This is a genomic window from Frankia sp. CcI49 (genome assembly GCF_001983215.1).
Classification (GTDB): Bacteria; Actinomycetota; Actinomycetes; order Frankiales; family Frankiaceae; genus Parafrankia; species Parafrankia irregularis.
In genome coordinates, this window is record NZ_MOWP01000004.1 from 295,674 (window position 1) to 321,405 (window position 25,732).

The window sequence follows — 25,732 nt, forward strand, 5'->3', positions numbered from 1 at the left end:
GGGTCCGGTTGTGTCCGCCGCCCACCGTGCCGCCGCCGCCGTCGGGGAGACGATCGTGCGACCCGTAGGATTGGGCGCGTGGTGGCAACGGACAGTACAGAACGGCCGACCCGTGCGGTCCCCGCGAAGCCGACCCTGGATGGGCTCGAGGCGCGCTGGGCGCAGGAGTGGCAGGAGCGCGGAACCTATTCGTTCGACCGATCGGTTCCCCGGGAGCGCGTCTACTCGGTGGACACCCCGCCCCCGACCGTAAGCGGCTCCCTGCACGTCGGCCACGTGTTCTCGTACACCCACACCGACCTGATCGCCCGCTTCCAGCGGATGCGCGGCCGTGAGGTCTTCTACCCGATGGGGTTCGACGACAACGGCCTGCCGACCGAGCGGCGGGTGCAGAACTACTACGGCGTGCGCTGCGACCCGTCGCTGCCGTACGACCCCGACTTCGCCCCGCCGGCCAAGCCGGGCAAGGACCAGGTCCCGATCTCGCGGCGCAACTTCGTCGAGCTGTGCGAGAAGCTGACGATCGAGGACGAGAAGGGCTTCGAGGAGCTCTGGCGCCGGCTCGGTGTCTCGGTGGACTGGTCGTACACCTACGCGACGATCGACGCCCGGTCGCGGGCCGTCGCGCAGCGCGCGTTCCTGCGCAACCTGGCCCGTGGCGAGGCCTACCTGGCCGAGGCCCCGACGCTGTGGGACGTCACCTTCCGCACCGCGGTCGCGCAGGCGGAGCTGGAGGACCGAGAGCGCCCCGGCGCGTACCACACCATCGCGTTCCCGCGGCCCGGCGGCGAGCCGGTGGTGATCGAGACGACCCGTCCGGAGCTGCTGCCGGCCTGCGTGGCGCTGGTGGCCCATCCCGAGGACGAGCGCTACCAGCCGCTGTTCGGGCAGACGGTCCGCACGCCGCTGTTCGACGTCGAGGTGCCGGTGGTCGCGCACCGGCTGGCGGATCCGGAGAAGGGCTCCGGTATCGCCATGATCTGTACCTTCGGTGACCTGACCGACGTCACCTGGTGGCGGGAGCTGCGGCTGCCCGCGCGCGCGGTGATCGGCCGCGACGGGCGGCTCATCGCCGAGGCGCCGGATGCCATCACCTCGCCGGCGGGCCGCGAGTACTACACCCAGGTCGCAGGCAAGACGATTGCCTCGGGCCGGGTGGCCATCGTCGAGGCGCTGCGGGAGTCCGGTGCCCTGCTCGGCGAGCCGCGGGCGATCAGCCACCCGGTCAAGTTCTACGAGAAGGGCGACCGGCCGCTGGAGATCGTCTCCACCCGCCAGTGGTACATCCGCAACGGCGGCCGGGACGATCAGCTGCGTGAGCAGCTGCGGGCGCGCGGCGGCGAGCTGCGCTGGCACCCGGACTACATGCGGGTGCGGTACGAGAACTGGGTCGACGGGCTCAACGGTGACTGGCTGATCAGCCGGCAGCGTTTCTTCGGCGTGCCCTTCCCGGTCTGGTACCCGTTGGACGAGGCGGGCGACCCGCGCTATGACGAGCCGATCGTGGCAGCCGAGTCCGCGCTGCCGGTGGACCCGTCCAGCGACGTCCCGCCCGGGTACACCGCCGAGCAGCGCGGGGTGCCGGGTGGCTTCATGGCCGACCCCGACGTCATGGACACCTGGGCCACGTCGTCACTGACCCCGCTCATCGCCAGTGGCTGGGAGAGCGACGACGCCCTGTTCAACCAGGTGTTCCCGATGAACCTGCGGCCGCAGGCACACGAGATCATCCGAACCTGGCTGTTCTCGACCGTGCTGCGCAGCCACGCCGAGTTCGGCGCGCTGCCGTGGTCGGACGCCGCGATCTCCGGCTGGATCCTCGACCCGGACCGCAAGAAGATGTCGAAGTCCAAGGGCAACGTCGTCACCCCGATGGGCCTGCTGGAACAGCACGGTTCTGACGCCGTCCGGTACTGGGCGGCGTCGGGTCGGCCCGGCACGGACACGGCCTTCGACGTGGGCCAGATGAAGACCGGCCGACGCCTCGCCATCAAGATCCTCAACGCGAGCCGGTTCGTCCTGGGGCTGGCCGAGGCCGGGGAGGCCGACGGCGCGGGTGGTTCGGGCGAGCTGCCCGCCCCGCGGGAGGTCAGCGGCTCGGGCGCGGCGGCCGTCGGCGGCACTCCCGGCGTGGAGGCGATCACCGAGGCGTTGGACCGGGCGCTGCTCGCCGAGCTGGCGAAGGTCGTCGCGACCGCGACCGAGTCCTTCGACGGCTACGACTACACCCGGGCTCTCGAGGTCACCGAGACGTTCTTCTGGCGCTTCTGCGACGACTACGTCGAGCTGGTGAAGGGCCGGGCCTACGGTGCGCACGGGCCGGCCGGCGCCGCCTCCGCGCAGGCCACGCTTTCGCTCGCGCTGGCGACGCTGCTCACCCTGTTCGCGCCCTTCCTGCCGTTCGTCACCGAAGAGGTGTGGTCCTGGTGGCAGGAGGGTTCGGTGCACCGGGCTCGGTGGCCCGAGGCGGAGCGGATCCGCGCGGTGGCCGGTGACGGCCGTCCCGAGCTGCTGGACGCTGTCGGCGCGGCGCTGTCCGCGGTGCGCCGGGCCAAGTCCGAGGCGAAGGTCTCGATGAAGGCCGAGGTCGCGACCGCCCGGGTCGGCGGCCCGGCGCAGACCGTCGCACTGGTCGAGCAGGCGGCCGCGGACCTGCGCAGCGCCGGCGGGATCTGGGAGCTCACCCTGGACGCGACCGACGGCGAGCTGACGGTCGACGTCGTCCTGGTGCCGACGAGCTGATGGCGACGCGACCGCCGGCCGGCTGATGCCAGCAGGCCGGCGGTCGCCAGCAGGCCGGCGCTCTCCTGGGCGGTCGTGTCCCTGGGCGGCGGTGTTTCGTGGGCGGCAGTGGTCGCGGGCCGGGGGCGGGTGCCGGGGCCATCGGGCAGGATGGAAGCGTGGCCATCTACGCTTTGGGGGATCTCGTCCCCTCCATCGACCCGTCCGCCTACGTCCACCCCGACGCCACGATCATCGGGAACGTCTCGATCGGGCCGGAGTCGACAGTGTGGCCGGGTGTCGTGATGCGTGGCGACCATGGCCGGATCATCGTCGGGGCGCGGACGTCCATCCAGGACGGAACGGTCATCCACACGACCGCCCTGCACCCCACGACCGTCGGCGACGACTGCGTGATCGGGCACATCGTGCATCTCGAGGGCTGTGTGATCGAGGACGGCTCGCTGGTCGGCTCGGGCTCGATCGTTCTGCACGACGCACGGGTCCGCAAGGGTGCGCTGGTCGGTGCGGGCGCGGTGGTGGGTAACCGGGTCGAGGTCCCGGAGGGGGCCATGGCGCTCGGCGTCCCGGCGAAGATCCGGGAAGGTGCCGCCTCCCAGGAGATGATCCGGATGGCGGCCGAGTCCTACGTCGAGAACGGCCGGCGCTTCCGCAAGGAGCTCCGCCGCATCGACTGATGCCGAGGCCGTGGTACCGGATCTCGCTGAGGCACTGCACGTCGCCGGGGCGCGAGTGCAGCGCCTCAGCAGTTCCTGGCCGCCGGCCACCTCTCCTGCCGCCGCTGCTTCCAAGCAAGAAGTGAGGATTTCGGTTGCTGCAGCAGCCGGAATCCTCACTTCTTGCGGCTTGTCAAGCGGCTCCGCGCCCCATAAATCCGATTTGGTGTGAATCGTTGGCGCTGTGTGGCGGCACGGGATGCCTGGTGCCCCGACGAGTACCGCCTCGGGTCAGACGTCCGTCTTCGGGCTTGTCGACGCCGGGCGCATGCCGGGTGGCAACGAGCCCGTCGCCCGGACCCAGCCACGTGCCGCCGTCCGCTCGGCGGCCAGCCGGCCAAGGCCCACGGCGAGCCCGGACACCGCCGCCCAGACGATCGCCTCGGACCAGGCGGTCTCCGGGTCGGCCGGGTTCTTCGGCGGGTCGGCCTTGCGCACCCTGCGGTACGCGACACTGGCCCCTCGGCTCGCCGCGGTGCCGGCGAGTGCGGTCGCCGCCCCGCCAACGACCTTCCATCCCATCTTCGACGCCGGTCCGGCCACCCCACACCTCTCGTCAGTCCGCCCCGGGACGCGGTCTCCGGGGCGCGTTGCCTGTCCGTCCTGGTAGTTCCCAGGCACTGCGTGTTCCGAGCGCAGCGCCGTTGCGAGCACTGCGCCGTCCCGAGCACTGCCCGTTCCAGCCACTGCGTGTTCCGAGTGCTGCCCGAGCATTACCCGCCAGGGCACGAATACCCCGCTCGGCCGGCCCCCGACCCCGCTCGTGCCTCTCACGCACGCCTCGCTGCGGTGTCTGAAGTGTCATGGCCCCGGGCCACCGGCCAGGCGCCGACTGCTGCCAGCCGGCGAGTCGTTAGTGTCGCGGACAGCCCCACCCGGGTGAGAACAATCCAGGAGAATCATGACCGCGACCACCCCCACGCCGCCGACCGCCCCACGCTCGGGTGAGTGGCCGACCGGCGAGCCGCCTCCGTCGTCGCCAGCCTCCCTGGAGGTGCTGGTGCACAGGCTGGATCCGGGCCTGCCGCTTCCCACCTACGCCCAGCCGTCCGACGCCGGTGCCGACCTGGCGACCACGCAGGACGTCACGCTGGCACCGGGAGAGCGGGCCATCGTCGGGACGGGGCTGTCGATCGCGCTGCCTGCGGGTTACGCGGCCTTCGTGCATCCCCGTAGCGGACTTGCCGCGCGTCATGGACTCACTGTGGTCAACGCCCCCGGTACTGTCGACGCCGGTTACCGTGGAGAAATCAAGGTGAATCTCATAAACACCGATCAGAGTGAGTCGATCACTCTACGTAGGGGTGATCGGGTGGCCCAGCTGGTGATCCAACGAGTGGAGCACGCGGTCTTCCGGGAGGTCGCCGACCTGCCCGAGTCCGTGCGCGGCACGGGCGGCTTCGGGTCGACCGGCGGGTTCGGCCACTCCTCCGACGGTGGACCGCGAAGGGAGGACCACGGTGTTCGGTCGCGGTCGTAAGGCTTCGGTCGAGGCCTCGGCGGATGCGGATGCGGCCCGCGGCACCAGCCGGGACGTCGATCGGGTCGGGCCCTTCGATGCCGGTGACGCGCCGCAGGACGACGTCCACCGCCTGGACCTCGGCGCGTTGCGGATACCGACGCTGCGCGGCGTGCAGATGCAGTTCCAGGTGGAGGAGGCGACCGGCCGGCCGGTGACGATCATCATCACGGACGGGCGCAGCGCGATGGAGGTGGCGGTGTTCGCCGCCCCCAAGACGACGCCCCTGTGGGACGAGGTCCGCGCGGAGATCCTGGAGACGCTGCAGGCGGTCGGTGGCGCGGAGGGGGAGGGCCCCTTCGGCCCGGAGCTGCGGATGCGCCTGCCCACGAACCGGCCCGGTGAGACCATCCCCGGGCGCATGATCGGTATCGACGGTCCCCGCTGGTTCCTCCGTGCGGTGGTGACCGGCCCCGCCGGGCAGGATCTCAGTGCGGGTCCCCTGCTGGACGAGACTCTCCGGCGAACTGTGGTGGTACGGGGCGACGAGGCCATGCCGGTCCGTGACCCGCTGCCGCTGCGGTTGCCGAAGGAGGTCGCGGAATCCGACGGCGAGCCCCAGGAAACGGAGCAGGGCGCGACTGCCCGGCCCGAGATGCCGGGCCCCGGCCTGCGGATCAGCGAGACGCGCTGATCCGAGGCGCGCTGATCAGCGAGCCTCTTCCGGCCCACGGCCCACGGCCCACGGCCCACGGCCCACGGCCCACGGCCCACGGCCTGGCAGGCCGCAGGTCCGAGCCGACGGTGGAAGGGCTCAGCGGTGTGGCCGAGCGTGGAACAGTCCGGTAACGGCGCTGGAACGCTCGGCCATCCACCGGTGGCGCTCCGCGAGTTGTCCCATCCTGGGCGGGATCAGTGGTGGCGGGGGTCCGTCCACCGCATAATCCCGGTTCAGGGCGCTGACGCATGGCCACCTGGTGGGACCTTCCTCACCCGTTGGCCCGGTGACGTCCCGAGGTTCGGATTCCGTCGCCCGGCTACGGGAACGGTCGATGATCGGAGGAGCCGTGGGCGAAGGGCGCGGCTGGTTGGGACGGCGGTTCCACCGGCTGACAGCGGACAATCAGGAGTTGGAGGACGAGGACCTGCAGCGGGCCTCGGTCGCCGCGGGAGCGGAGCCGATGCTTGCCTGCCGGGATCGGGAGGAGGCCTGCGTCGCCGGGTCGATACGCTCGGTCACCGTTCGGGCGCGTTCCGGGGGGCCGAGTCTGGAGGTCGACCTCTATGATGGATCCGGAACCGTGACCCTCGTGTTTCTCGGCCGCAAACATATCGCGGGCATTGAGGCCGGTCGGTCGGTCAAGGCATCCGGTCGAGTGGTCGTTCGTGACGAGCGGACCACGATCTTCAATCCGCGATACGAGTTGCTGCCGGTCTCGTCGACCAGCGCCTGAGCGGCGCCCGGAGGACAGGACGTCTTCACCTATGCCACCAGCTCTCCCGTCGGATCCCTCCCAGTCGCGCCCGGAGCCGGAGCAGGCTGACCTCGGTGCGGCGAGGGGCCCGCTCGCGGGCTCCACTGAGCTGATGGGCGGTCCGTTCGCCCGGGTCGCCCGTGCCGCAGCCGCGGGGGACCGGAGCAGGGCCAAGGGCGGCGACGGGGCCAAGCGCGGTGACAGGGCCAAGGGCGGCGACAGGGACGACAGTGGCGAGGGCGCCGACGGCGCGGAGCCGGTACTGAGCCTCGCCGACGCCATCGGTGGGCCGCGCGGGATCATCGACAGCGCGATTCCGACGGTTGCCTTCGTCACGGTGAACGCCGAGAGCGGGCTGACCGCGGGGATCATCGTCGCCATCGCGGCGGCCGTGGGTCTGGTCGTCCTGCGCCTGGTTCGGCACGAGCCGCTTCAGCAGGCGTTCTCCGGGCTCTTCGCGGTCGGGTTCGCCGCCTTCATCGCCTCCAGGACCGGGCACGCGGAGGGCTTCTTCCTGCCCTCGATCGCCAAGAACGCCGTCTGCTCCGTCGCGGGGCTCGTCTCCGTGCTGGTGGGCCGGCCGATCGGCGGGTACGTGATGGCCGGCTTCGACAAGCGCTATGCCGACTGGCGGGAGAATCCGCCCGTCCGACGGGCGGCGGTGTGGGCCACGCTGGTCTGGATCGCCGTGTTCGGGGTGCGGTTCGTCGTGCAGGGCCTGCTGTACCTCGCCGGTGAGACCGGTTGGCTCGCGGCGGCGAACATCGCGCTGGGCCTGCCGCTGTTCGGAGTCGCCGTGCTGGCGACCTTCGCGATCGTGCGGCGTCTCGCGCCGCCGGCGGACGAGGTCCCGGAGGCGGCTGCCGAGTCGGGGCAGCCTGCCCAGGGGATGGCGCAGCTGGCCGCTCCTGACGAGCGGGCCTCCGCCTCTCGCCCGGACTGAGGCTCCACCCCGCCTGCCACGAAACGGCGCCGGGAGTTCGCTCGCCTGCCACAGCGCCAGCCGCTCGCCTGCCTCGGTACCACCGCGGCTGAGCTGCCGCCGGGCTCGGGGCTCAGTGCAGACCGGGGCTCAGTGCAGGCCGGCAGCGTCCCGGGAGCGTTCCCCGGCCGGAACGGCACCGAGCAGCTCGGCGAGGCTTTCCTCGGCCTCGCTCGTGGTGGCGACGGCCAGCACCTCGTCACCCGGCTCCAGGGCGCAGTCCGCGGACGGGACGATGGCGTGCCCGTCGCGCAGGATGACGACCAGCGCCGAGTCGGGCGGAAGCGCGACGTCGCCGACGCGCCGGCCGATGACCGGGGCGGTCGCGGTCAGGGTGAGCTCGACCAGCGACGCGTCGCCCTGGCGGAACTTCATCAGGCGCACCAGGTCACCGACGCTCACCGCCTCCTCTACCAGCGCGGTCAGCATGCGGGGCGCGGAGACGGCGACGTCGACGCCCCACGAGTCGGTGAACAGCCACTCGTTCTTGGGATGGTTGACCCGTGCCACGACCCGTGGCACGCCGAACTCGGTCTTCGCGAGCAGCGACACCACCAGGTTGACCTTGTCGTCGCCGGTCGTCGCGACCATCACGGCGCACTCGTCCAGCCCGGCACCGTCGAGCGAGGACAGCTCACAGGCGTCGGCGAGCAGCCACTGTGCCGCCGGCAGCGCGTCCCGGCGGATCTTGACGGGATCCCGCTCGATGATCAGCACCTCGGCGCCGTTCTCCAGCAGCTCCGCGGCGATCGAGCGGCCGACCTTGCCCGCGCCGGCGATCGCCACCCGGCGTCCTCTGTGCGAGCTCGTGGTGGTCCGCTGGTGTTCGTCCGGTTCCAGTGTCATCGCGCGGTCTCCCGTCCCTTGTCGCTCAGTCGTGCCCGGGGCCGGCGTGGATGATGGCGTCGGCCTCGACGGCCCGCGCCTTCACCACCGCGATGTGCAGGACGTCCCCGTCCTGGACCACGGTGCGTGCGTCGGGGAGCAGGCCGTCACCGAACCGGGTCACGCACACGACCCGCACCTCGGCCCGCGCCTCCAGGTCGGCCAGCCGCTTGCCCACCCAGCCCCGGGCCGGGGTGACCGCGGTGACCAGCACCGAGCCGGACGTGTCCGTCCACTCGGGGGCGACGGCATCCGGGATGAGGCGACCGAGGATCTGGTCCCTGGTCCAGCGGACCGTGGCGACGGTGGGGATCCCCAACCGCTCGTAGACCTCGGCGCGCCGGGGATCGTAGATCCGGGCCACGACCCGCTCAACGCCGAACATCTCCCGCGCCACCCGGGCGGAGATGATGTTCGAGTTGTCGCCGCTGGACACGGCGGCGAACGCGGCGGCCTCCGCGATGCCGGCTTCGATCAGGGTGTCCCGGTCGAAGCCGACACCGGTCACCCGCCGGCCGCCGAAGCCGGGGGACAGCCGGTTGAAGGCTGCCGGGTTCTGGTCGATGACGGCCACCGAATGGCCGAGCCGCTCGACAGCACCGGCGAGGGACGAGCCGACCCGGCCGCAACCGAGGATCACGACGTGCACGGGAAGTGAGCGTAGTCCGGTCGGGGTTGTCCGGTCGATGCCCAGGCCGTGGCCGTTCCAGGCGCCTGGCCTCGCGATGGCCTGCGGACGGAGGATCGCGTGTTCCGTGTAGTGCCCCACGTCACACCGTTGAAGGAGCTGTGACGACGGTCGGTAGCATCGCCGCGTGGCGCTCACAGACCGACTGAAGCGCGGATTCGTCGGTCGTCCCATCGGTAGTGATCGGCTCGGGGAAACCTTGCTGCCGAAGCGGGTCGCGCTTCCCGTCTTCGCCAGCGACGCGCTCTCCTCCGTCTCGTACGCGTCGGAGGAGATCCTTCTCGTCCTCGCGCTCGGCGGGATCACGCTGCTGCACTACACGCCGTGGATCGCGGCGGCGGTCGTGATCCTCATGCTGACGGTGGTGGCCTCGTACCGGCAGAACGTGCACGCCTACCCCAGCGGCGGCGGCGACTACGAGGTGGCGTCGGTCAACCTGGGGCCGCGGGCCGGTCTGATGGTCGGCAGCGCGCTGCTCGTCGACTACGTCCTGACCGTCGCCGTGTCGGTGTCGGCCGGTGTCGCGAACCTGACATCCGCCGCGACCGGGCTCGCCGAGCACAAGGTGCTGCTGGCCAGCCTCCTGGTCGTGCTGTTGACGCTGGTCAACCTGCGCGGCGTGCGGGAGTCCGGCACGGCCTTCGCGGTTCCGTCCTACGCCTTCATCGTCGGCGTGCTGGTCATGATCGTCACCGGGCTGGTCAAGACCGCTCTCGGTGACGCTCCGCGTGCCGAGAGTGCCGAATACCACATCCATCCGGAACAGAGCTTCACCGGCCTGTTCCTGATCTTCCTCATCCTGCGCGCGTTCGCCTCGGGCTGCACGGCGCTGACCGGGGTCGAGGCGATCAGCAACGGTGTGCCGGCGTTCCGGCGGCCCAAGAGCCGCAACGCCGCCACGACCCTGTTCCTGATGGGCGCCATCGCCGTCACGATGTTCGCGGGCGTGACGGCGCTCGCGCTCATCTCGGATGTGCACGTCGCCGAGAACCCCGCCGATCTCATCGGCAGCAACGGCGAGGAGCAGCGGACGGTCATCGCCCAGATCGCGGCCGCCGTGTTCGGTGACGGCTCGCCGGGTTTCGTCTACGTCGCTGCGGTCACCACGCTGATCCTCATCCTGGCGGCGAACACGGCCTTCAACGGCTTCCCGGTCCTCGGCTCGATCCTCGCCCGGGACGGATACCTGCCGCGCCAGCTGCACACCAGAGGCGACCGGCTCGCCTACTCCAACGGGATCATCCTGCTGGCCGGGTTCGCGATCCTGCTCATCGTCGTGTTCGACGCGCAGGTCACCGCACTGATCCAGCTGTACATCCTGGGCGTGTTCATCTCCTTCACCCTCAGCCAGACCGGAATGGTCCGGCACTGGGCACGTCTGCTGCGCGGCTCGGTGGACGCGGGCGCGGGCGCGGGCGCGACCGGGGCTGGTGCCGCGGCCGGTGCTTCGGCCGGCTCCGGTGACAGYGGGGAGAAGCTGGACGACCAGCTCACCGGGCGGGTGCCGCTGGAGCCCCGCATGCGTGGCCGGGTCCGGCGCTACCAGGTCGTGAGCTTCCTGGGCGCCTGCATGACCGGCGCCGTGCTCATCCTGGTGCTTCTCACGAAGTTCACCCGCGGTGCCTGGATCGTCTGCATCGCCATCCCGGTGATCTATCTCTGCATGCAGGGCATCCAGCGGCACTACGAGCGGGTCGCCAGCGAGCTGACCCCCGAGCCGGGCCCGCCGACGCTGCCGTCCCGTGTGCACGGTGTCGTGCTGGTGAGCAAGATGCACGCGCCGACCCTGCGGGCGCTGGCCTACGCGAAGGCCACGCGCCCCCACACGCTGGTCGCGACGACCGTCGCCGTGGACCCGGCCGAGACGGAACGGCTGCGGCAGGCCTGGGAGGAACGCGACATCAAGATCGACCTCGTCGTTCTCGCGTCGCCGTACCGTGAGGTCACCAGGCCGGTCCTGGAGTACGTCGCACGCATCCGCCGGGAGAGCCCACGGGACGTCGTCGCCGTGTTCGTCCCGGAGTACGTCGTCGGGCGCTGGTGGGAGCACCTGCTGCACAACCAGAGTGCGCTGCGCCTCAAGGCCCGGCTGTTGTTCCAGCCCGGCGTCATGATGACCAGCGTTCCCTGGCAGCTTGAGTCCAGCTCACATGCTCAGACGAGGCGTGACCACGCTGGGGCCGGCGCGGTCCGGCGCGGTCGGGTGCTGCCTTCGGACCAGGTACGGCCAGGTAACGGGAGCGGGACGTGACCGGGCGTCCGCCGCGCCGTGGCGGCCCGAACCGCCGTCGGACGGACCAGGGCGCCGCGCCGGCGCGGGCCGACCGGACGGCCCCGCGAGACCAGACGCCGTCGCGGGGGCAGGCGCCGCCGCGAGACCAGGCAGCACCGCGAGACCAGGCAGCACCGCGAGACCAGAAGGCGCCGCGAGACCAGGCGCCGCCGCGCCGCCAGACACGCCCGCGGGCCCAGACACCCCCACAGCCTCCGACGCCCCCGGACGAGCTGGTCGAGCTGGAGATCGGACCGGTGGCGCACCACGGCCTGTGCGTCGCGCGGACTGACGGGCGGGTCGTGTTCGTCCGRCACGCGCTGCCGGGTGAGCGGGTCCTGGCGCGGATCACCGACGTCTCCCACGACCGCTACTGGCGGGCGGACGCGACGGAGATCCTGGTCGCCTCCCCGGACCGGGTCGAGCCGCCGTGCCCGCACGCCCGCCCCGGCCAGTGCGGGGGCTGCGACTGGCAGCACGCGACACTGGACGCGCAGCGCCGTCTCAAGGCCACGGTGGTCGAGGACTCGCTGCGCCGCATCGCGGGCCTGGAACGCGCCGTGCGGGTCGAGCCACTGCCGGCGAAGGCGGATGACGGTCTCGGCTGGCGGACCAGGATGCGTTTCGCGCGCACCCCCGACGGCGGGGTGGGGCTGCGCGCGCACCGTTCCCACCAGGTGGTCGCGACTCCGGACTGCCGGATCGCGCACCCGTCGCTCGCCCAGGTGATCGCCGACCCCGTGTTCCTCCAGGGCCCGGCCGCGCCGGAACGGACCGGGCAGGCCGTCGACCTCGTCGCGGCGAAGCTGACCGAGTCTGGGACGACGTCCGACGCGGTGGCCTTCTCCACCAGTTCCGGCAGCTGGCAGCTGGTCCGGCTGCGTCCCGAGGGAGGCCCGGAGCCGGCGGCGCCCGAGGCGGGCGCGGCGGCGGAATCCGCCGGCCTGGCGGGACCTGTCGACGTGGCGGGACCTGTCGACGTGGCGGGAGCCGTCGAGGTGGTCGAGACGGTCGAGGGGCGTTCGTTCCGTCTTGAACCGGGTGTTTTCTGGCAGGTCCATCCGGCGGCGGCCGCGACGCTGGTCGACGCCGTGCGGACGGCGGCCGCGGCGGCGCCCGGTGAGACGGCCCTCGACCTCTACAGCGGTGCCGGGCTGTTCGCGGCGTTCCTCGCGGAGGCGGTCGGGCCGACCGGTCGGGTCATCGCGATGGAGTCCGACGAGGCCGCGGTGCGTTCCGCGGCCCGGAGCCTCGCGGATCTGCCCTGGGTGTCGCTGCGTTCGCTGCGGGTGACGCCCGCGACCGTGCGCGGTCTGGTCGGCGGGTCCGACCGGCAGGGCGGCGGCGTCGACGTCGCCGTGCTCGACCCGCCGCGCACCGGCGCCGGCCGTGAGGTCATGGCGGAGCTCCTCGGCCATCGGCCGCGCCGGGTCGTGTACGTGGCATGCGACCCCGCGGCACTCGCGCGAGATGTCGCGGCTGCCGCGGAGGAAGGCTACCGGCTTACCGCGCTGAGGGCTTTCGACCTTTTTCCCATGACCTCACATGTGGAGTGCGTGGCGACGTTGGAACCGGCGTAACCGGAACCGGTCACAGCCGTTTGTGACGGAATTTCCGGATCGCGCCTTTCCGGCGACGCCCGATGGCAGGCGGCCCGCGCGACTGTCGGCTCCGAGGTCCTCAGTCCCCCGGCCGGTAGTCCTGATTGCCTGCCGCGGCGGTCTTCCCGACGGTGTCCCCGGTGGCACCGATGGTGCCCCCTGTCGGCTTCGGCGGTACCGCTCATGGCCTTCGGTGGCCCGACCCGTGGTCTTCAACCGTCCCGCCCGTGCTCTTCGACCGTGCCTCTCGGGCGTCTCGGGCGTCTCGGGCGGACTCCGTCGGAGGCCGCGACGCCGGGCCGGCGGCGGCAGGAGCCGGTCGGCCGGTCCACTCGGCCCGCATCGGGGCCGCGCGGACCGGCCGGAGCGACCGGCTCCGGCGGCGGTTGCTGACACTGGGTAGTCGCGGAAGTCACGATCAGGGGTACTCGTAACGGCCGTCGGGATGTCACGAGAATGTCACGAAAAGATGACGCGGGTATGGAAGACTGACCGACGAACCCATGAGCCCGAGAAAGAACCCCGCCGGGCGGCTCGTTCCGCCGCCGCCGTGCTGGGCCGAGGCGATCGGTCTGTCACCGCCGCCAACGCGTCACGCCTGGTTCATGCCGTCTCTTCCGCGGTTACCCGTCGCACATTCCCGACAGCGGGAGGCGGATTCTACCGCGACCGGGCAGAATACCTGACGCTCTTCGGGCAGCTCACATGTCGGGAGCCCGTCTGCGGAGCCCACGGCCTGCTGCGTAGACTTTGCCGGACCCGGACCGATCCCCTTTCGGGGGAGGGAGAGCACGCCGTGTCGCTTCTGTCGACGATCGACAGCCCGCAGGACGTCAAGCGCCTCGACCACGAGGAACTGGTGGCGCTCGCGGCCGAGATCCGTGATTTCCTCATCCATGCGGTTGCCCGTACTGGCGGCCACCTCGGGCCGAATCTGGGCGCTGTCGAACTGACTCTCGCAATTCACAGGGTTTTTGACTCACCTTTTGACCGAGTCCTGTGGGACACCGGACATCAGTCATATGTCCACAAGATTCTCACCGGTCGTCGGGATGCTTTTGACCGCCTTCGCCAGCGCGGCGGGCTGTCGGGCTACCCGTGCCAGGCCGAGTCCGAGCACGACATCATCGAGAACTCGCACGCCTCGACCGCCCTGTCCTACGCGGACGGGTTGTCGCGCGCCTACGCGCTGCGCGGGGAGAACCGGGCCGTCGTCGCGGTCGTCGGTGACGGCGCGCTGACCGGCGGCATGTGCTGGGAGGCGCTGAACAACATCGCCGCCTCCGACCGGCAGGTCGTCATCGTCGTCAACGACAACGGCCGGTCCTACTCGCCGACCATCGGCGGGCTGGCCGACCACCTGGCCTCGCTGCGCCTGGCGCCCGAGTACGAGCAGGTCCTCGACGTCGTCAAGCAGGTCCTGGGGCGCACCCCGCTGGTCGGGGCGCCGCTGTTCGACGCCCTGCACGGCATCAAGCGGGGCATCAAGGACGTCGTGACCCCGCAGGGCATGTTCGAGGACCTCGGCCTCAAGTACGTCGGCCCGATCGACGGCCACGACGTGGTCGCGATGGAGTCGGCGCTGCGCCGGGCCAAGGACTTCGGCGGCCCCGTGATCGTCCACGCGATCACCCGCAAGGGCTTCGGCTACCCGGCGGCCGAGCAGGACGAGGCCGACAACTTCCACGCCGTCGGCGTCATCGACCCGGCCACCGGCAAGCCGGTCGGGGCGGCCAAGGGCACCACCTGGACGTCGGTCTTCTCCGACGAGATCGTCCGCATCGGTGCGGAGCGCCCGGACGTCGTCACGATGACGGCCGCCATGCTCCAGCCGGTCGGCCTGAAGGCGTTCGCGAAGGCGTTCCCGGACCGGGTCTTCGACGTCGGCATCGCCGAGCAGCACGCGGTCACCTCCGCGGCGGGCCTGGCGATGGGCGGCCTCAAGCCGGTCGTCTGCATCTACGCGACCTTCCTGAACCGGGCCTTCGACCAGGTCCTGATGGACGTGGCGATGCACCGCCAGCCGGTGACCTTCGTGCTCGACCGGGCCGGCATCACCGGTGAGGACGGCGCGTCGCACAACGGCATGTGGGACATGTCCTTCCTGCAGGTCGTGCCCGGCCTGGCGATCGCCGCGCCGCGTGATGAGGCGACCCTGCGCGCCGAGCTCGACGAGGCGATCTCCAACGTCGACGGGCCGACGGTCGTCCGCTACCCCAAGGGCAAGATCGCTCCGGAGACCCCGGCGATCGACCAGGTCGGCGGGGTGGACGTCCTGTACCGGGCGCCGGCGGTGGCGCGCCACCGCGAGGTGCTGCTGGTCTCCGTCGGGGCGATGGCCACGACCTGCCTCGACGTCGCCGCCCGGGTCGCGAGCCAGGGCATCGGCATCACCGTCGTCGACCCGCGGTGGGTCAAGCCGCTGGACCCGGCGCTGGTCGACCTGGCCCGTGAGCACGACCTCGTCGTCACCGTCGAGGACAACGGCCGCGTCGGCGGCGTCGGCGCGTCCGTCGCGCAGCTGCTGCGTGACGCCGACGTCGACGTCCCGGTGCGGGAGTTCGGTGTGGCCCAGCGCTTCCTTGACCACGGCAAGCGTGACGAGGTCCTCGCCGAGGTCGGCCTGGCCCCGCAGGACCTCGCCCGCAAGGTGATCGAGGCCGTCGCCCGGCGCCAGAACGCGCTGGTGGACGCCGAGGTCGGTGCGTCCGGCGCGGACGAGCCCAACCAGACGCCCGCCGCCGGCCAGGCCTGATCGCCATCCGGCAGGCATAGCGCAGCGCACTGCGGCAGGCACAGCGCACCGCGGCAACCGGGCCACGTCCTCGTCACGTGGCCCGGTTGCCGCGTTTTCTGGCTGCTTGTCTGCCGGCGCCCGGTGTGCGGCACGGCTGGCCCTTCTGACCCGGCTGACGTCTGCTGGCACCGTGGTGGGCGGCCACGACGGCGGTGCGCCGACCCCATAGTCTGACCAGGTGAGTCATGTCGACGGGGCGGGCCCGCGAGGGAAGAAGCAGGCCGCGCAGCCTCGCCGCCGGGGCGCGCGTTGGTGGGCGGTGCGGGGCGCTCTGCTGCTCGCGGCGGTGCTGCTGGTCGTCGCGCTGGTGGGGCAGTGGAACGACGTCCGCGACTCGGTCGGTGAGCTGACGGCGGCCGGCCTGGCCGGGTCCGCCGCCGCGACGGTGCTCGCGGTCGGCGCGACGGTGCTGTCCTGGCGGTCGGTGCTCGGCGGGCTCGGCGCGTCGTTGCCGCTGCGCGCGGCCGTTCGCATCTTCTGCGTCGGCCAGATCGGTAAGTACATCCCGGGCAGTGTGTGGCCGGTGCTCGCGCAGATGGAGCTGTCCCGCGACTACGGGGTCTCCCGGCCGAAGTCGGCGTCGGCGAGCCTGGTGGTGCTGGCCCTGGCGGTGCCGTGCGGGGGAGTGACCGCGGCGGCGACCCTCCCGTTCGTCTCCCGCTCGGCGCTCGCGGACTACTGGTGGGCGCTGGCGGTGGTGCCGCTGTTCGCGGTGGTTCTGCACCCGCCCGTGCTTTCGAGGCTGCTCGACCTCGCGTTCCGCCTGCTGCGGCGTCCGCCGCTGGACGAGCCGCTCACCGCGCGGCCGATCCTGGCCGGGGCCGGCTGGCTGATCGCGGGTTTCGTCTGGTACGGCGTCGGGACCTGGCTGCTGGTGCGTGACCTCGACCCGGCCGTCGGCGGGGCCCGGCTGGTGGCGCTGTGCGTCGGCGCGTACGCACTGGCCTGGACGGCCGGTTTCCTGGTGTTGGTGCTGCCGGCGGGGGCTGGGGTGCGCGAGGCGGTCCTGGTGCTGGCACTGGCCCCGGCGCTGGCCAGCGGCCCGGCCACCCTCATCGCGGTCGTCGCCCGGCTGCTGGCCACGATCGCGGATGTCGTCTGGGCGCTCGTCGGGGTCGCGCTGCGGCCCCGCGGCACGTCGACAGCGGGCCGTTACGCCGACGCCGCCGCCCACGCCGACGCCCACGCGGGCGCCGGCGTCAGCACGGATCTCGCCGAGGCGGTCGAGCCCGGCTCCGCCCGCCTCAGCGCGCGGCAGACGGGCGGAACCGGACCGGGGAGCCCGGGAGCCGCGGCCGTCTCCGGGACGGCACCTGGCGGCCGCTGAGGGCCACCAGAGGCCACCGAGGAGGGCCGCCCGCGCCGGCCGTCGCGCAGGCGGTTCCTCGGTGGTCGGAGACGGGTCCGAGACGGGACGGGTCAGGAGATGGTGGCGGTTCCGGGCGGGCTGAACCGCCGGCCGGTCACCCGCTCGCTGATGCCGGTGCGGTCCAGGTAGGGCGTGATGCCGCCGAGGTGGAACGGCCAGCCGGCGCCGAGGATCATGCACAGGTCGACGTCCGCGGGCTCGGCGACGACCTTCTCGTCCAGCAGCAGCCGGATCTCCTGCGCGAGCGCGGACAGTGCCGCGTCCCGGACCTGCTCCGGGGTCAGCGCCGCGCCTGTGCCTGAGCCGTCGGATCCGGTGCCTTCGCGGACGAGCGCGGCGGCCTTCGGGTCGACGATCTGCCGGCCCTGCGGGTCCGTCGTGTAGAAGCCGCCGAGCCCCGCGTCGACCAGCCGGGCCAGGCCCGCCGGTGAGCGGAACCGGTCCGGCATCGCGGTGTGCAGCGTCTCGGCCACGTGCAGCGCGACCGGCGGCCCGACCAGCGACAGCAGAACGAGCGGCGACATCGGCAGGCCGAGCGGGTCCAGCGCGGTGTCGGCGGTGTCGATCGCGGTGCCGGACTCCGTGGCGGCGAGCACCTCGCCCATGAAACGGGTGAGCAGCCGGTTCACCACGAAGGCGGGCGCGTCCGCCACCAGCACGGCGTTCTTCTTCAGCTTCTTGGCGACGTCGAGGGTGGTCGCGATCGTGGCGTCGTCGCTGCGCGGCGTGCGGACGACCTCGACCAGCGGCAGCACCGCCACCGGGTTGAAGAAGTGCAGCCCGGCGACCCGCTCGGGATGAGTCAGCTCGGCCGCCATCTCGGTCACCGACAGCGCGGAGGTGTTGGTGAGCAGCAACGTCTCCGGCTTGACGTAGGTCTCCAGCTCGGCGAGCACCGACTTCTTGATCGCCATGTCCTCGAAGACGGCCTCGATGATGAGGTCGGCGTCCGCGAAGGCGTCCTTGGTGAGCGAGCCGGTGACGTTGGCCTTGAGCCGGTTGGCCCGGTCCGCGGAGATCCGCTTGCGCTGCAGCAGGTTGTCGAACTCCTGGTGGACCCGGGCGACACCGGCGTCCAGGCGGGCCTGGTCGAGGTCGGTGAGCACCACCGGTACCTCGAGGCGCTGGGCGAACAGCGCGGCGAGCTGGCTGGCCATCAGGCCGGCACCCACCACACCGACCTTGGTCACCGGTCGCGCCAACGAGCGGTCCGGCCCGCCCACGGGCCGCTTGGCCCGCTTGTTCACCAGGTCGAACGCGTAGAGGCCGGCGACCAGCTCCTCGCCGGCACCGAGGTCGGCCAGCGCCGCGTCCTCCGCCGCGTACCCGGTGTCACGGTCCGCGGTCTCGGCCAGCGCCAGCAGCTCCAGCGCCCGGTAGGCGGCCGGCGCCGCTCCGTGCAGCCGGGCGTCCGCCAGGGTGCGGCCACGTTCGAGCGCCGCCGCCCAGGCCGGGCCGCGCTCGACGGTCGGGCGGCCCGCGGTGGGGTCGACCTCGCCGCGCAGCACGCGGCCCACCCAGCGCAGCGCCTCCTCCAGGAAGTCGGCCGGCTCGAGCAGGATGTCGCCGATGCCGAGCTTGAAGGCCTGCGCGGCGCGCAGCGTCCGGTTCTGGCTCAGCGCGTTGTCGATCATCACGGTGACGGCGTTGTCCGCGCCGATGAGGTTCGGCAGGAGCTGGGTACCGCCCCAGGCCGGCACCAGGCCGAGGAACACCTCGGGCAGCGCGAGCGCGGCGATGTCGGTGGACAGTGCCCGGTAGTCACAGTGCAGGGCCAGCTCGAGGCCGCCGCCGAGCGCGGCGCCGTTGACGAGGGCGAAGGTCGGCACCTTCCGGTCGCCGAGACGTCCTTCGCCGACCCGCCGCAGGGCGGTGTGCCCGAGCTCGCCGAGCGCGGTGAGCTTGGGTCGTACCTCCGCCGGGTCGGTCAGCGACGACCGGTACGACAGGTCGGCCCCGACGCAGAAGATGAACGGCTTGCCGGTCACCGCCACCGCGGCGACCGGCGGGTCGTGCGCCTCGATCTCGTCGACCGCGGCGATCAGGGAACGCAGTCCTGCCGGGCCGAAGGTGCTCGGGCGGGTGTGGTCCAGCCCGTTGTCGAGGGTGATGAGCGCGACGGGTCCGTCCACGCCGGGAAGCCGCGCGTACCGGACATGGGCCTGTGTGACGACCTCGTCCGGATGCTCAAGAGTCACCGCGGCGCTGCTCATGCTCCGTCTCCCATTCGGGCGAAGATTTCGGGGTGCGGGGTGCGGGGGTCGGGGTTCGAGGTACGGGCTTCGAGGTGCGACATGTGGGCCACCGGTCAGACGGCCTGGTGGTGCGGGTTCTCCCAGATCGTCGTCGCGCCCATGCCGATGCCCACGCACATCGCGGTCAGGCCGTAGCGGACCTCGGGGTGCTCCTCGAACTGCCGGGCGAGCTGGGTCATCAGGCGCACGCCGCTGGAGGCGAGCGGATGCCCCAGCGCGATCGCGCCGCCGTAGGGGTTGACGCGCGGGTCGTCGTCGTCGATGCCGAAGTGGTCGAGGAACGCGAGCACCTGCACGGCGAACGCCTCGTTCAGCTCGAACAGTCCGATGTCGTCGATGGTCAGGCCGGTGCGGGCGAGCGCCTTCTCCGTGGACGGGATCGGGCCGATGCCCATCACCTCGGGGGAGACACCCGCGAAGCCGAAGCCGACCATGGTCATCTTGCGGCTCAGGCCCAGTTCGGCGGCGACGTCGGCGGCTGCCAGCAGGCATCCGGTCGCGCCGTCGTTGATGCCGGCGGCGTTGCCCGCGGTGACCCGGCCGTGCGGCCGGAAGGGCGTCTTGAGCCCGGCGAGGCCCTGCAGCGTGGTGCCGGGTCGCGGCGGCTCGTCCGCGGTGACCAGCTCCCACCCGTTCTCGACGTGCCGCGCGGCGACCGGGACGAGGTCGGGCTGGATCTGGTTGTTGGCGTAGGCCTTGGCCACCTTCTCCTGCGAGGCGACGGCGTAGGCGTCGGCCCGCGCCCGGGTGATGCCCGGGTAGCGGTCGTGCACGTTCTCCGCCGTCATCCCCATGACCAGCGCGGACGGGTCGACGAGCTTCTCGGAGACGAACCGGGGGTTGGGGTCGACCCCCTCACCCATGGGATGGCGCCCCATGTGCTCGACGCCGCCGGCGATCGCGACGTCGTAGGCGCCGACCGCGATGGCGGACGCGGTCGTGGTCACCGCTGTCACCGCGCCCGCGCACATCCGGTCGATCGCATAGCCCGGGACGGACTTCGGCAGACCGGCGAGAATGCCGGCGGTCCGCCCGATCGTCAGGCCCTGGTCGCCGATCTGGGTGGTGGCCGCGATCGCCACCTCGTCGACCCGCTCCGGCGGCAGGCCGGGATTGCGGCGGATGAGCTCCCGGATGACCTTGACCACCAGGTCGTCCGCCCGGGTCTCGCTGTAGACGCCCTTCGCCTTGCCGAACGGCGTCCGCACGCCGTCGACGAACACCACATCACGCACCGAACCCCGCGCGCTTACGAACACACCGGCCTCCTCGACGCCCTTGTCCGTCGACGGCGCGTGTCCGACCCGCCGCCACCGGTGTCGGGCCGGATGCCTGAAGGTGTGTGCCGGCCGCGACGGGCACCAGCCTACGACAGGAGTTACCCGTGGGTAGGTAAGAGGTGTCACGATCGCGGACGGATCGGTGGTCGTATTTGCGAGGTAAAATCCGGCGCCCTCGGCGAACGCTGAACCGCCGCCGGGCCCTGGCGGTACGTCTCAGTGGTTCTTTTCTCGCATCTGGTCACGATGCGTGATGTGAGGTGCGGATTCTGGTCGTTGGGGAGTCCGCCGCGAGATCCCGGACCTCTGGCTGTCGTTGCTGCTGAGCAAGATCTGAGGATTCTGGTCGCGGGAACGACGAAAAGCCTCAACGCTTCGCGCCGCCGCTTCGGGCGGTCGCCGGCGACGTCGCTGCTGCCGCTGCTACCGAGCAAGCGTGAAGGATTTCGGTCCCGAGAACGACCGAAATCCTTCACGCTTCGGCCGGGCGGTGGCGGTCAGGAAGCGGAGGGCTCGTCGCTCGCCGCGGGCTGGGTCGGTGAGCGGCGAGGGCGCGTCGCCCGCCGCGGGGCGGCCCGGCGAGGAGCGCCGCCGGCGTCGGGCTCGGGACGTCCTCCTACCAGGCCTTCCGCCGCGCCGCCCGGGGCAGCAGAGGCGCCCGGGGCCGTGCTGTCCGCTGTCGTGTCGTTCGCGGCCGGCCCGGCCGTCGGCGTCGACGTCAGCGTCGGCAGCGGTGTCGACGGTGTCGACGGCAGCGGTGTCGGCGACGTCGACGGAGCGGTGCCCGTCGCCGGAGGGTCGACCAGCGCGGTCGCCACGGCGGTCGCCGTGAGCTCCACCTGCCAGGAACGTGCTCCGCCCGCGACCAGCGCGGCCGTCACCGACGCGGTGTCGCGCGACGCCGGCGGCGTCCAGGTGACGCGGCGGGCGAGTGCCGGCTCCAGCAGGTTCTCCACCGGCATGCCCTGCGCGGTGGCGATGGTGTTCAGAGCGGCCCGCACCCGGGCCAGCCGGGCGGCAGCCACCGGATCACGTTCGGCCCAGCGGTTCTGGGGCGGAAGCCCGTCTCCGCCCGGCCCGGCCGTGCTTGGGAGCTGGCTTTCCGGTAGCTCCGCCGCTGACCGCAGCGCGTCCATCCAGGTCTGCGCCGAGCGACGGATCTTCGGCCCGGAGAAGACCGGCAGCCGGGTCAGCGCGGCGACGTCCGCGGGCGCCTTGAGGACGGCGTCCATGATCGCGCCGTCGGGCAGCACCCGCCCTGGCGCGAGGTCACGGGTCCGGGCGACCTTGTCGCGGGCCTGCCACATCGCGCGGACCGCCGCGAGCTGGCGCCGGGTGCGTGCGCGGTGGATCCCGCTGGTGCGACGCCACGGCTCGGCGCGCGGTTCCCGCGGGGGAGCGGCGGCGATCGCCGCGAACTCCTGCCGGGCAAAGGCGATCTTGTCGCGYTCGACGAGCTCCGCCTCCAGCCGGTCGCGGAGCTCCACGAGCAGCTCCACGTCCAGCGCGGCATAGCGCAGCCACGGCTCGGGCAGCGGCCGGGTGGACCAGTCCGCCGCGGAGTGCCCCTTCTCCAGCGCGAAGCCGAGCACCCGCTCGACCATGGCGCCGAGCCCGACCCGCTCGTAGCCCAGCAGCCGCCCGGCGAGCTCGGTGTCGAACAGGCTGGTCGGGTGCAGGCCCAGCTCGGCGAGGCAGGGCAGGTCCTGGCTGGCCGCGTGCAGCACCCACTCGGTCGGGCCCACCACCTCCTGCAGGCTGGTGAGGTCGGGCAGTGCCACCGGGTCGATGAGGATGGTGCCGGCGCCCTGGCGGCGGATCTGCACGAGATAGGCGCGCTGGCTGTAGCGGTAGCCCGAGGCACGCTCGGCGTCGAAGGCGATCGGGCCGGTGCCGGCGGCCAGGCGCTCCGTCGCGCGCGCGAGATCCTGCGGATCGTCGAGGACGGGCGGGACGCCGTCGGCCGGCTCCAGCAGGGGGATCGGGACGGGCGCTGACGGCTCGGCGGCAGCATCGGCTGCCGCACCCTCGCTGACCAGGTGCGTTGAGTCAGGAACCGTCGACGTCACGATCGGCGATGGTACGTGTGAATGAGCGGGCTGGCAGCCCAGTCGGCCGAGCATTCCGACTAATTATACGCTTAGTGTTCGTCTTTGGCGTCGAGGTAGTCATCCCGGACGCGTTCTGTTGACATAGCGGGTGCGCTGTGTCTCCGCACGGAGGTGCCCGGCGGCTCAGGCCCGGCGCGCAGGTAGCGGAACGACCCCGGAGAGACGTGGTGGAAGGCCTGCCATCGCGGCCAGCAGATCGGCGAACGAGTGCAGATGCGCCGCGACGTCCGAATGGTTGAGCCCGCCCGCCGGTTCGGCCCCCCCGGCCGGGCCGGCCTGACCGGGCTCGGTCGCGTCCGTGCCGGCCCAGGTGGGTGACCACGAGCAGCGCAGCTCCACGTCGAAGTTGTCGCCATCGGTGGCCAGCACCCCGAAACGACGCGACGACGTGGTTGTCACCGTCCCGCCGAGGGCGTGGGTCTCGGCACCGTGCGACTGGAGCGACTCCCGCAGCCAGGACCAGGCGACACCGGGCAGCAGTGGATCGTCGGCCACCTCCGGGTCGACCGAGGCCCTCGCGTAGCAGACGACTCGGGCCAGCCCTTCCCAGGCGTCCTGGCCATCAGGGTCGAACAACAGCACGAACCGCCCGGACGCCGCCTCGTCATCGTTGGTGAGACCACCGGCGAGCGCGAAGGCGAACGGCGCGATGCGAGTCGGCGCGGGGATCTCCCGAATGGTGACGTCGGGCCGGAGCTCGTCCAGCGAGCTCCGCAGCGCGTCGGTGGCTGCGACGAAGAGGGCAGGCGCGGTGAGCTGCAGCCGTGTTCCCCCCATGGCCGCAACGTTAGGTGCTGCACCGTGATCACGCTGGTCGGACGTCGGAGAGTGCCGCTTGGAACCGTCCGTGCGGGTCTGGCCGGTTCGGGCGGGACGCAGCGGCGGGCGGRACGAGTCCGTGGGCTCGGCGGTGCCCGGCTCCGTGCTGTGCAGGCTCACGCCGGGCTCCTGCCGGTGCTGCTCTCGAAGCGCCGGTCACGCCCGCAGTCCGCGCGGTCGCGGATGTGATCGTCCGGGCTCACCAGGACCTGGTCCACTCGCGTCACTCCCCGGGCACGCCGTTGGCCGGCCGGAAGTGGGCGACGTGGGACATCGCGGACCGGGTGGGCATCGCGGACCGTTGTCGCACATTCCGACTGGACTGACGGTGCCACGGGTGGTGCGGTTCTCCGCGCATTCCCACCGGCGTGTCGCGTGCGGGCGGCTGTGCGCGGTGCGGGGCCGAAGCCCCATCCGCGAGAGTGCGGGTGATTCAGGCGGTTGCGCCGGACGCACCCGGTCCGCTCGCGGTGGAGGCGTCGAGCGGCCGCAGCCAGTGGCGTTCCACGAAGAAGGGCGCGAAGGGCACCACGGACGCACCGAGGGCGAGCAGGGTGCGCCCGATCTTCCACTGCCGCAGCACCGACACGTACAGCACCAACAGGCAGTACGCGATGAACAGGGTGCCGTGCGTCGGCCCGAGGATCCGGACCCCGATCGGCTCGTCGGCGCCGTACTTGATCGCGCTCGCCACCAGCAGCAGCACGAAGGAGACGGCCTCCGCCAGCGAGACGACGCGCGTGGCGCCCACCGGCCAGAAACCGTCCCGAGCGGAAGGGTCGGTCATCGGGAATCTCCTCGACGGTCGCCGCGGTCGGACCGCGGCCCGCTGTGGTCTCTGCGGGGTCGGTGACGGGCTCGGCGCCCAGTGGTGCCCTGGCCGCCCGGCTACCGTTCACCCGATTGGCTTCTACTGTCAGTAGAAGATATCGCACACAGTCGTGTGCCCAACCCGGCATCTGCTCGCCCGTCGTGCAACGATCGGGCTATGTCCCTCGGAAACACCGCCGTCGCGCCGCCCCGTGAGGGGGCTCCGCCCCGACGTCGTGACATCGTCGCGACATCGCCGTTTCTGCGCGCCGCGGCAGGGGACCGCCCGGACCGGGTACCTGTCTGGTTCATGCGGCAGGCCGGTCGGGTGCTGCCCGAATACCGCGCGCTGCGCGCCAACACGGCGATGCTCGACTCCTGCCGGAACCCGGACCTGGTCACCGAGATCACGCTGCAGCCGATCCGTCGGTTCCGCCCCGACGCGGCCATCTTCTTCTCCGACATCGTGCTGCCGCTCGCCGCGGTCGGGGTGGACGTCGACATCGTCGCCGGAGTGGGCCCCGTGGTGGCCCACCCGATCCGGTCCCGGGCCGACCTGGACATCCTGCGCCCGCTCGAGCCGGACGACGTGCCCTACGTGCAGACGGCCGTGGGCTCGCTGATCCGCGAGCTCGGCACGACACCGCTGATCGGTTTCGCGGGCGCCCCGTTCACCCTGGCCAGCTACCTCATCGAGGGAGGGCCGAGCCGCAGCCACATCAGGACCAAGGCCCTGATGTACTCCGAGCCCGAACTGTGGCACGACCTGCTCGGCCGGCTGGCCGACATCACCGCGGCGTTCCTGCGAGTGCAGGTCGACGCGGGCGCGGACGCCGTTCAGCTGTTCGACTCGTGGGCCGGCGCGCTCAGCGAGGACGACTACCGGTGCTACGTGGCCCCGCACAGCTCCCGGGTGCTGGCGGCCTTCGCCGACGACGGCATCCCGCGCATCCACTTCGGCGTGAACACCGGGCAGCTGCTCGGCGCGATGGGCGAGGCCGGCGCGGACGTCGTCGGGGTCGACTGGCGGGTCCCGCTGGACGAGGCCGTCAAGCGCATCGGCCCCGGCCGGTCCGTGCAGGGCAACCTCGACCCCGCCGCGGTCTTCGCGCCGGCCGACCTGCTGGCCGAGAAGGTGCGCGACGTCTGCCGCCGCGGCTCCGCGGCGCCCGGCCACATCTTCAACCTCGGCCACGGCGTGCTGCCGGAGAGCGACCCGGGCGTGCTCGCGCACATCGTGGACCTCGTCCACCAGTTCTGATCGTGGACCTCGTCCACCGGTTCTGATGGCCCCTCCGGGGGATCGCCCGGAGGGGCCAGCCGACGCGCGCGGCGGCGCGGCCGTGGCGGGTACCGGGACGGACACCCGTGGAGCGGGCCGCCCGCGCGGGCGAGCGGTGTGCTGAGGAGACCCGCGGCACCGCGGAACCGGATCCACCGACAAGACTGAAGGTCGACCGCGGCACCCGAC

19 protein-coding genes are annotated in these 25,732 nt (G+C 72.1%); 11 read left to right on the top strand and 8 right to left on the bottom strand.

Translation table 11 applies throughout. The annotated features are described in order from the left end of the window. The first annotated feature begins 78 nt into the window (after positions 1-78). On the top strand, positions 79-2,742 hold the full coding sequence (gene valS, locus CcI49_RS01995; RefSeq protein ID WP_054565746.1) for a valine--tRNA ligase: 2,664 nt from the start codon (positions 79-81) through the stop codon (positions 2,740-2,742). A 158-nt stretch (positions 2,743-2,900) separates the two neighbouring features. Beyond that, positions 2,901-3,419 (top strand): gamma carbonic anhydrase family protein, encoded by a 519-nt coding sequence (locus CcI49_RS02000; RefSeq protein WP_006539007.1) that lies wholly within the window; start codon positions 2,901-2,903, stop codon positions 3,417-3,419. A gap of 270 nt (positions 3,420-3,689) precedes the next feature. On the opposite strand, the gene CcI49_RS02005 is transcribed toward CcI49_RS02000, so the two are convergent. After that, a complete protein-coding gene (locus tag CcI49_RS02005; protein WP_054565747.1) occupies positions 3,690-4,001 on the bottom strand; it encodes a DUF4235 domain-containing protein in 312 nt (103 codons plus the stop codon). Positions 4,002-4,359: 358 nt separating this feature from the next. Here CcI49_RS02005 and dut point away from each other — a divergent pair, with 358 nt between their 5' ends. The 4 genes from dut (at position 4,360) to CcI49_RS02025 (ending at position 7,335) form a co-directional block, all read left to right on the top strand. Further along, positions 4,360-4,938, top strand: coding sequence for a dUTP diphosphatase (gene dut / locus CcI49_RS02010; protein ID WP_054565748.1), 579 nt, complete (start codon positions 4,360-4,362; stop codon positions 4,936-4,938). Beyond that, positions 4,919-5,611 (top strand): DUF3710 domain-containing protein, encoded by a 693-nt coding sequence (locus CcI49_RS02015; RefSeq protein ID WP_076823862.1) that lies wholly within the window; start codon positions 4,919-4,921, stop codon positions 5,609-5,611. Before dut ends, CcI49_RS02015 begins: the two co-directional genes overlap by 20 nt. 373 nt (positions 5,612-5,984) lie before the next feature. Next, positions 5,985-6,371, top strand: a complete 387-nt coding sequence (locus CcI49_RS02020) for an OB-fold nucleic acid binding domain-containing protein (RefSeq protein ID WP_054565750.1) — start codon at positions 5,985-5,987, stop codon at positions 6,369-6,371. Positions 6,372-6,402: 31 nt separating this feature from the next. Then, positions 6,403-7,335, top strand: coding sequence for a DUF3159 domain-containing protein (locus CcI49_RS02025; RefSeq protein ID WP_076823864.1), 933 nt, complete (start codon positions 6,403-6,405; stop codon positions 7,333-7,335). A 129-nt stretch (positions 7,336-7,464) separates the two neighbouring features. On the opposite strand, the gene CcI49_RS02030 is transcribed toward CcI49_RS02025, so the two are convergent. Next, complete coding sequence (locus tag CcI49_RS02030; RefSeq protein WP_076823866.1) at positions 7,465-8,220, bottom strand: TrkA family potassium uptake protein; 756 nt, start codon at positions 8,218-8,220, stop codon at positions 7,465-7,467. 25 nt (positions 8,221-8,245) lie between these two features. Beyond that, entirely contained in the window at positions 8,246-8,908 is a 663-nt protein-coding gene (locus CcI49_RS02035; RefSeq protein ID WP_054566524.1) for a TrkA family potassium uptake protein, read from the bottom strand. Between the two features lie 166 nt (positions 8,909-9,074). On the opposite strand from CcI49_RS02035, the gene CcI49_RS02040 reads away from it, so the two are divergent. From CcI49_RS02040 to CcI49_RS02055, 4 genes are all read left to right on the top strand, one after another. Beyond that, positions 9,075-11,198 (top strand): APC family permease, encoded by a 2,124-nt coding sequence (locus tag CcI49_RS02040; RefSeq protein ID WP_076823869.1) that lies wholly within the window; start codon positions 9,075-9,077, stop codon positions 11,196-11,198. Positions 11,199-11,476: 278 nt separating this feature from the next. Continuing rightward, entirely contained in the window at positions 11,477-12,799 is a 1,323-nt protein-coding gene (locus CcI49_RS02045) for a TRAM domain-containing protein (RefSeq protein WP_241839870.1), read from the top strand. A gap of 817 nt (positions 12,800-13,616) precedes the next feature. Then, positions 13,617-15,575, top strand: a complete 1,959-nt coding sequence (dxs, locus tag CcI49_RS02050) for a 1-deoxy-D-xylulose-5-phosphate synthase (RefSeq protein ID WP_054565755.1) — start codon at positions 13,617-13,619, stop codon at positions 15,573-15,575. 220 nt (positions 15,576-15,795) lie between these two features. After that, on the top strand, positions 15,796-16,944 hold the full coding sequence (locus CcI49_RS02055) for a lysylphosphatidylglycerol synthase domain-containing protein (protein ID WP_076823871.1): 1,149 nt from the start codon (positions 15,796-15,798) through the stop codon (positions 16,942-16,944). A 92-nt stretch (positions 16,945-17,036) separates the two neighbouring features. On the opposite strand, the gene CcI49_RS02060 is transcribed toward CcI49_RS02055, so the two are convergent. From CcI49_RS02060 to CcI49_RS02080, 5 genes are all read right to left on the bottom strand, one after another. Beyond that, positions 17,037-19,199: a 3-hydroxyacyl-CoA dehydrogenase NAD-binding domain-containing protein gene (locus CcI49_RS02060; protein WP_054565757.1), complete on the bottom strand. Its 2,163-nt coding sequence runs from the start codon at positions 19,197-19,199 to the stop codon at positions 17,037-17,039. A gap of 95 nt (positions 19,200-19,294) precedes the next feature. Next, on the bottom strand, positions 19,295-20,500 hold the full coding sequence (locus CcI49_RS02065) for a thiolase family protein (protein ID WP_054565758.1): 1,206 nt from the start codon (positions 20,498-20,500) through the stop codon (positions 19,295-19,297). 518 nt (positions 20,501-21,018) lie between these two features. Then, positions 21,019-22,644 carry an HRDC domain-containing protein gene (locus CcI49_RS02070; protein WP_054565759.1) on the bottom strand — a complete coding sequence of 542 codons (1,626 nt, stop codon included), beginning with the start codon at positions 22,642-22,644 and terminating at the stop codon, positions 21,019-21,021. 111 nt (positions 22,645-22,755) lie between these two features. Then, positions 22,756-23,409 carry a DUF3000 domain-containing protein gene (locus CcI49_RS02075; protein ID WP_054566525.1) on the bottom strand — a complete coding sequence of 218 codons (654 nt, stop codon included), beginning with the start codon at positions 23,407-23,409 and terminating at the stop codon, positions 22,756-22,758. Between the two features lie 475 nt (positions 23,410-23,884). Continuing rightward, positions 23,885-24,238 (bottom strand): DUF3817 domain-containing protein, encoded by a 354-nt coding sequence (locus tag CcI49_RS02080; protein WP_054565760.1) that lies wholly within the window; start codon positions 24,236-24,238, stop codon positions 23,885-23,887. A 201-nt stretch (positions 24,239-24,439) separates the two neighbouring features. On the opposite strand from CcI49_RS02080, the gene hemE reads away from it, so the two are divergent. Further along, positions 24,440-25,522, top strand: a complete 1,083-nt coding sequence (gene hemE, locus CcI49_RS02085; RefSeq protein ID WP_076823873.1) for a uroporphyrinogen decarboxylase — start codon at positions 24,440-24,442, stop codon at positions 25,520-25,522. Positions 25,523-25,732 lie beyond the last annotated feature (210 nt).

Bases quoted from the DNA above. Each gene is read 5' to 3' on its own strand.
- hemE (WP_076823873.1), top strand. From the start codon at position 24,440: ATGTCCCTCGGAAACACCGCCGTCGCGCCGCCCCGTGAGGGGGCTCCG.
- CcI49_RS02080 (WP_054565760.1), bottom strand. From the start codon at position 24,238: ATGACCGACCCTTCCGCTCGGGACGGTTTCTGGCCGGTGGGCGCCACG.
- dut (WP_054565748.1), top strand. From the start codon at position 4,360: ATGACCGCGACCACCCCCACGCCGCCGACCGCCCCACGCTCGGGTGAG.
- CcI49_RS02060 (WP_054565757.1), bottom strand. From the start codon at position 19,199: ATGAGCAGCGCCGCGGTGACTCTTGAGCATCCGGACGAGGTCGTCACA.
- CcI49_RS02030 (WP_076823866.1), bottom strand. From the start codon at position 8,220: ATGACACTGGAACCGGACGAACACCAGCGGACCACCACGAGCTCGCAC.
- CcI49_RS02075 (WP_054566525.1), bottom strand. From the start codon at position 23,409: ATGGGGGGAACACGGCTGCAGCTCACCGCGCCTGCCCTCTTCGTCGCA.
- CcI49_RS02025 (WP_076823864.1), top strand. From the start codon at position 6,403: ATGCCACCAGCTCTCCCGTCGGATCCCTCCCAGTCGCGCCCGGAGCCG.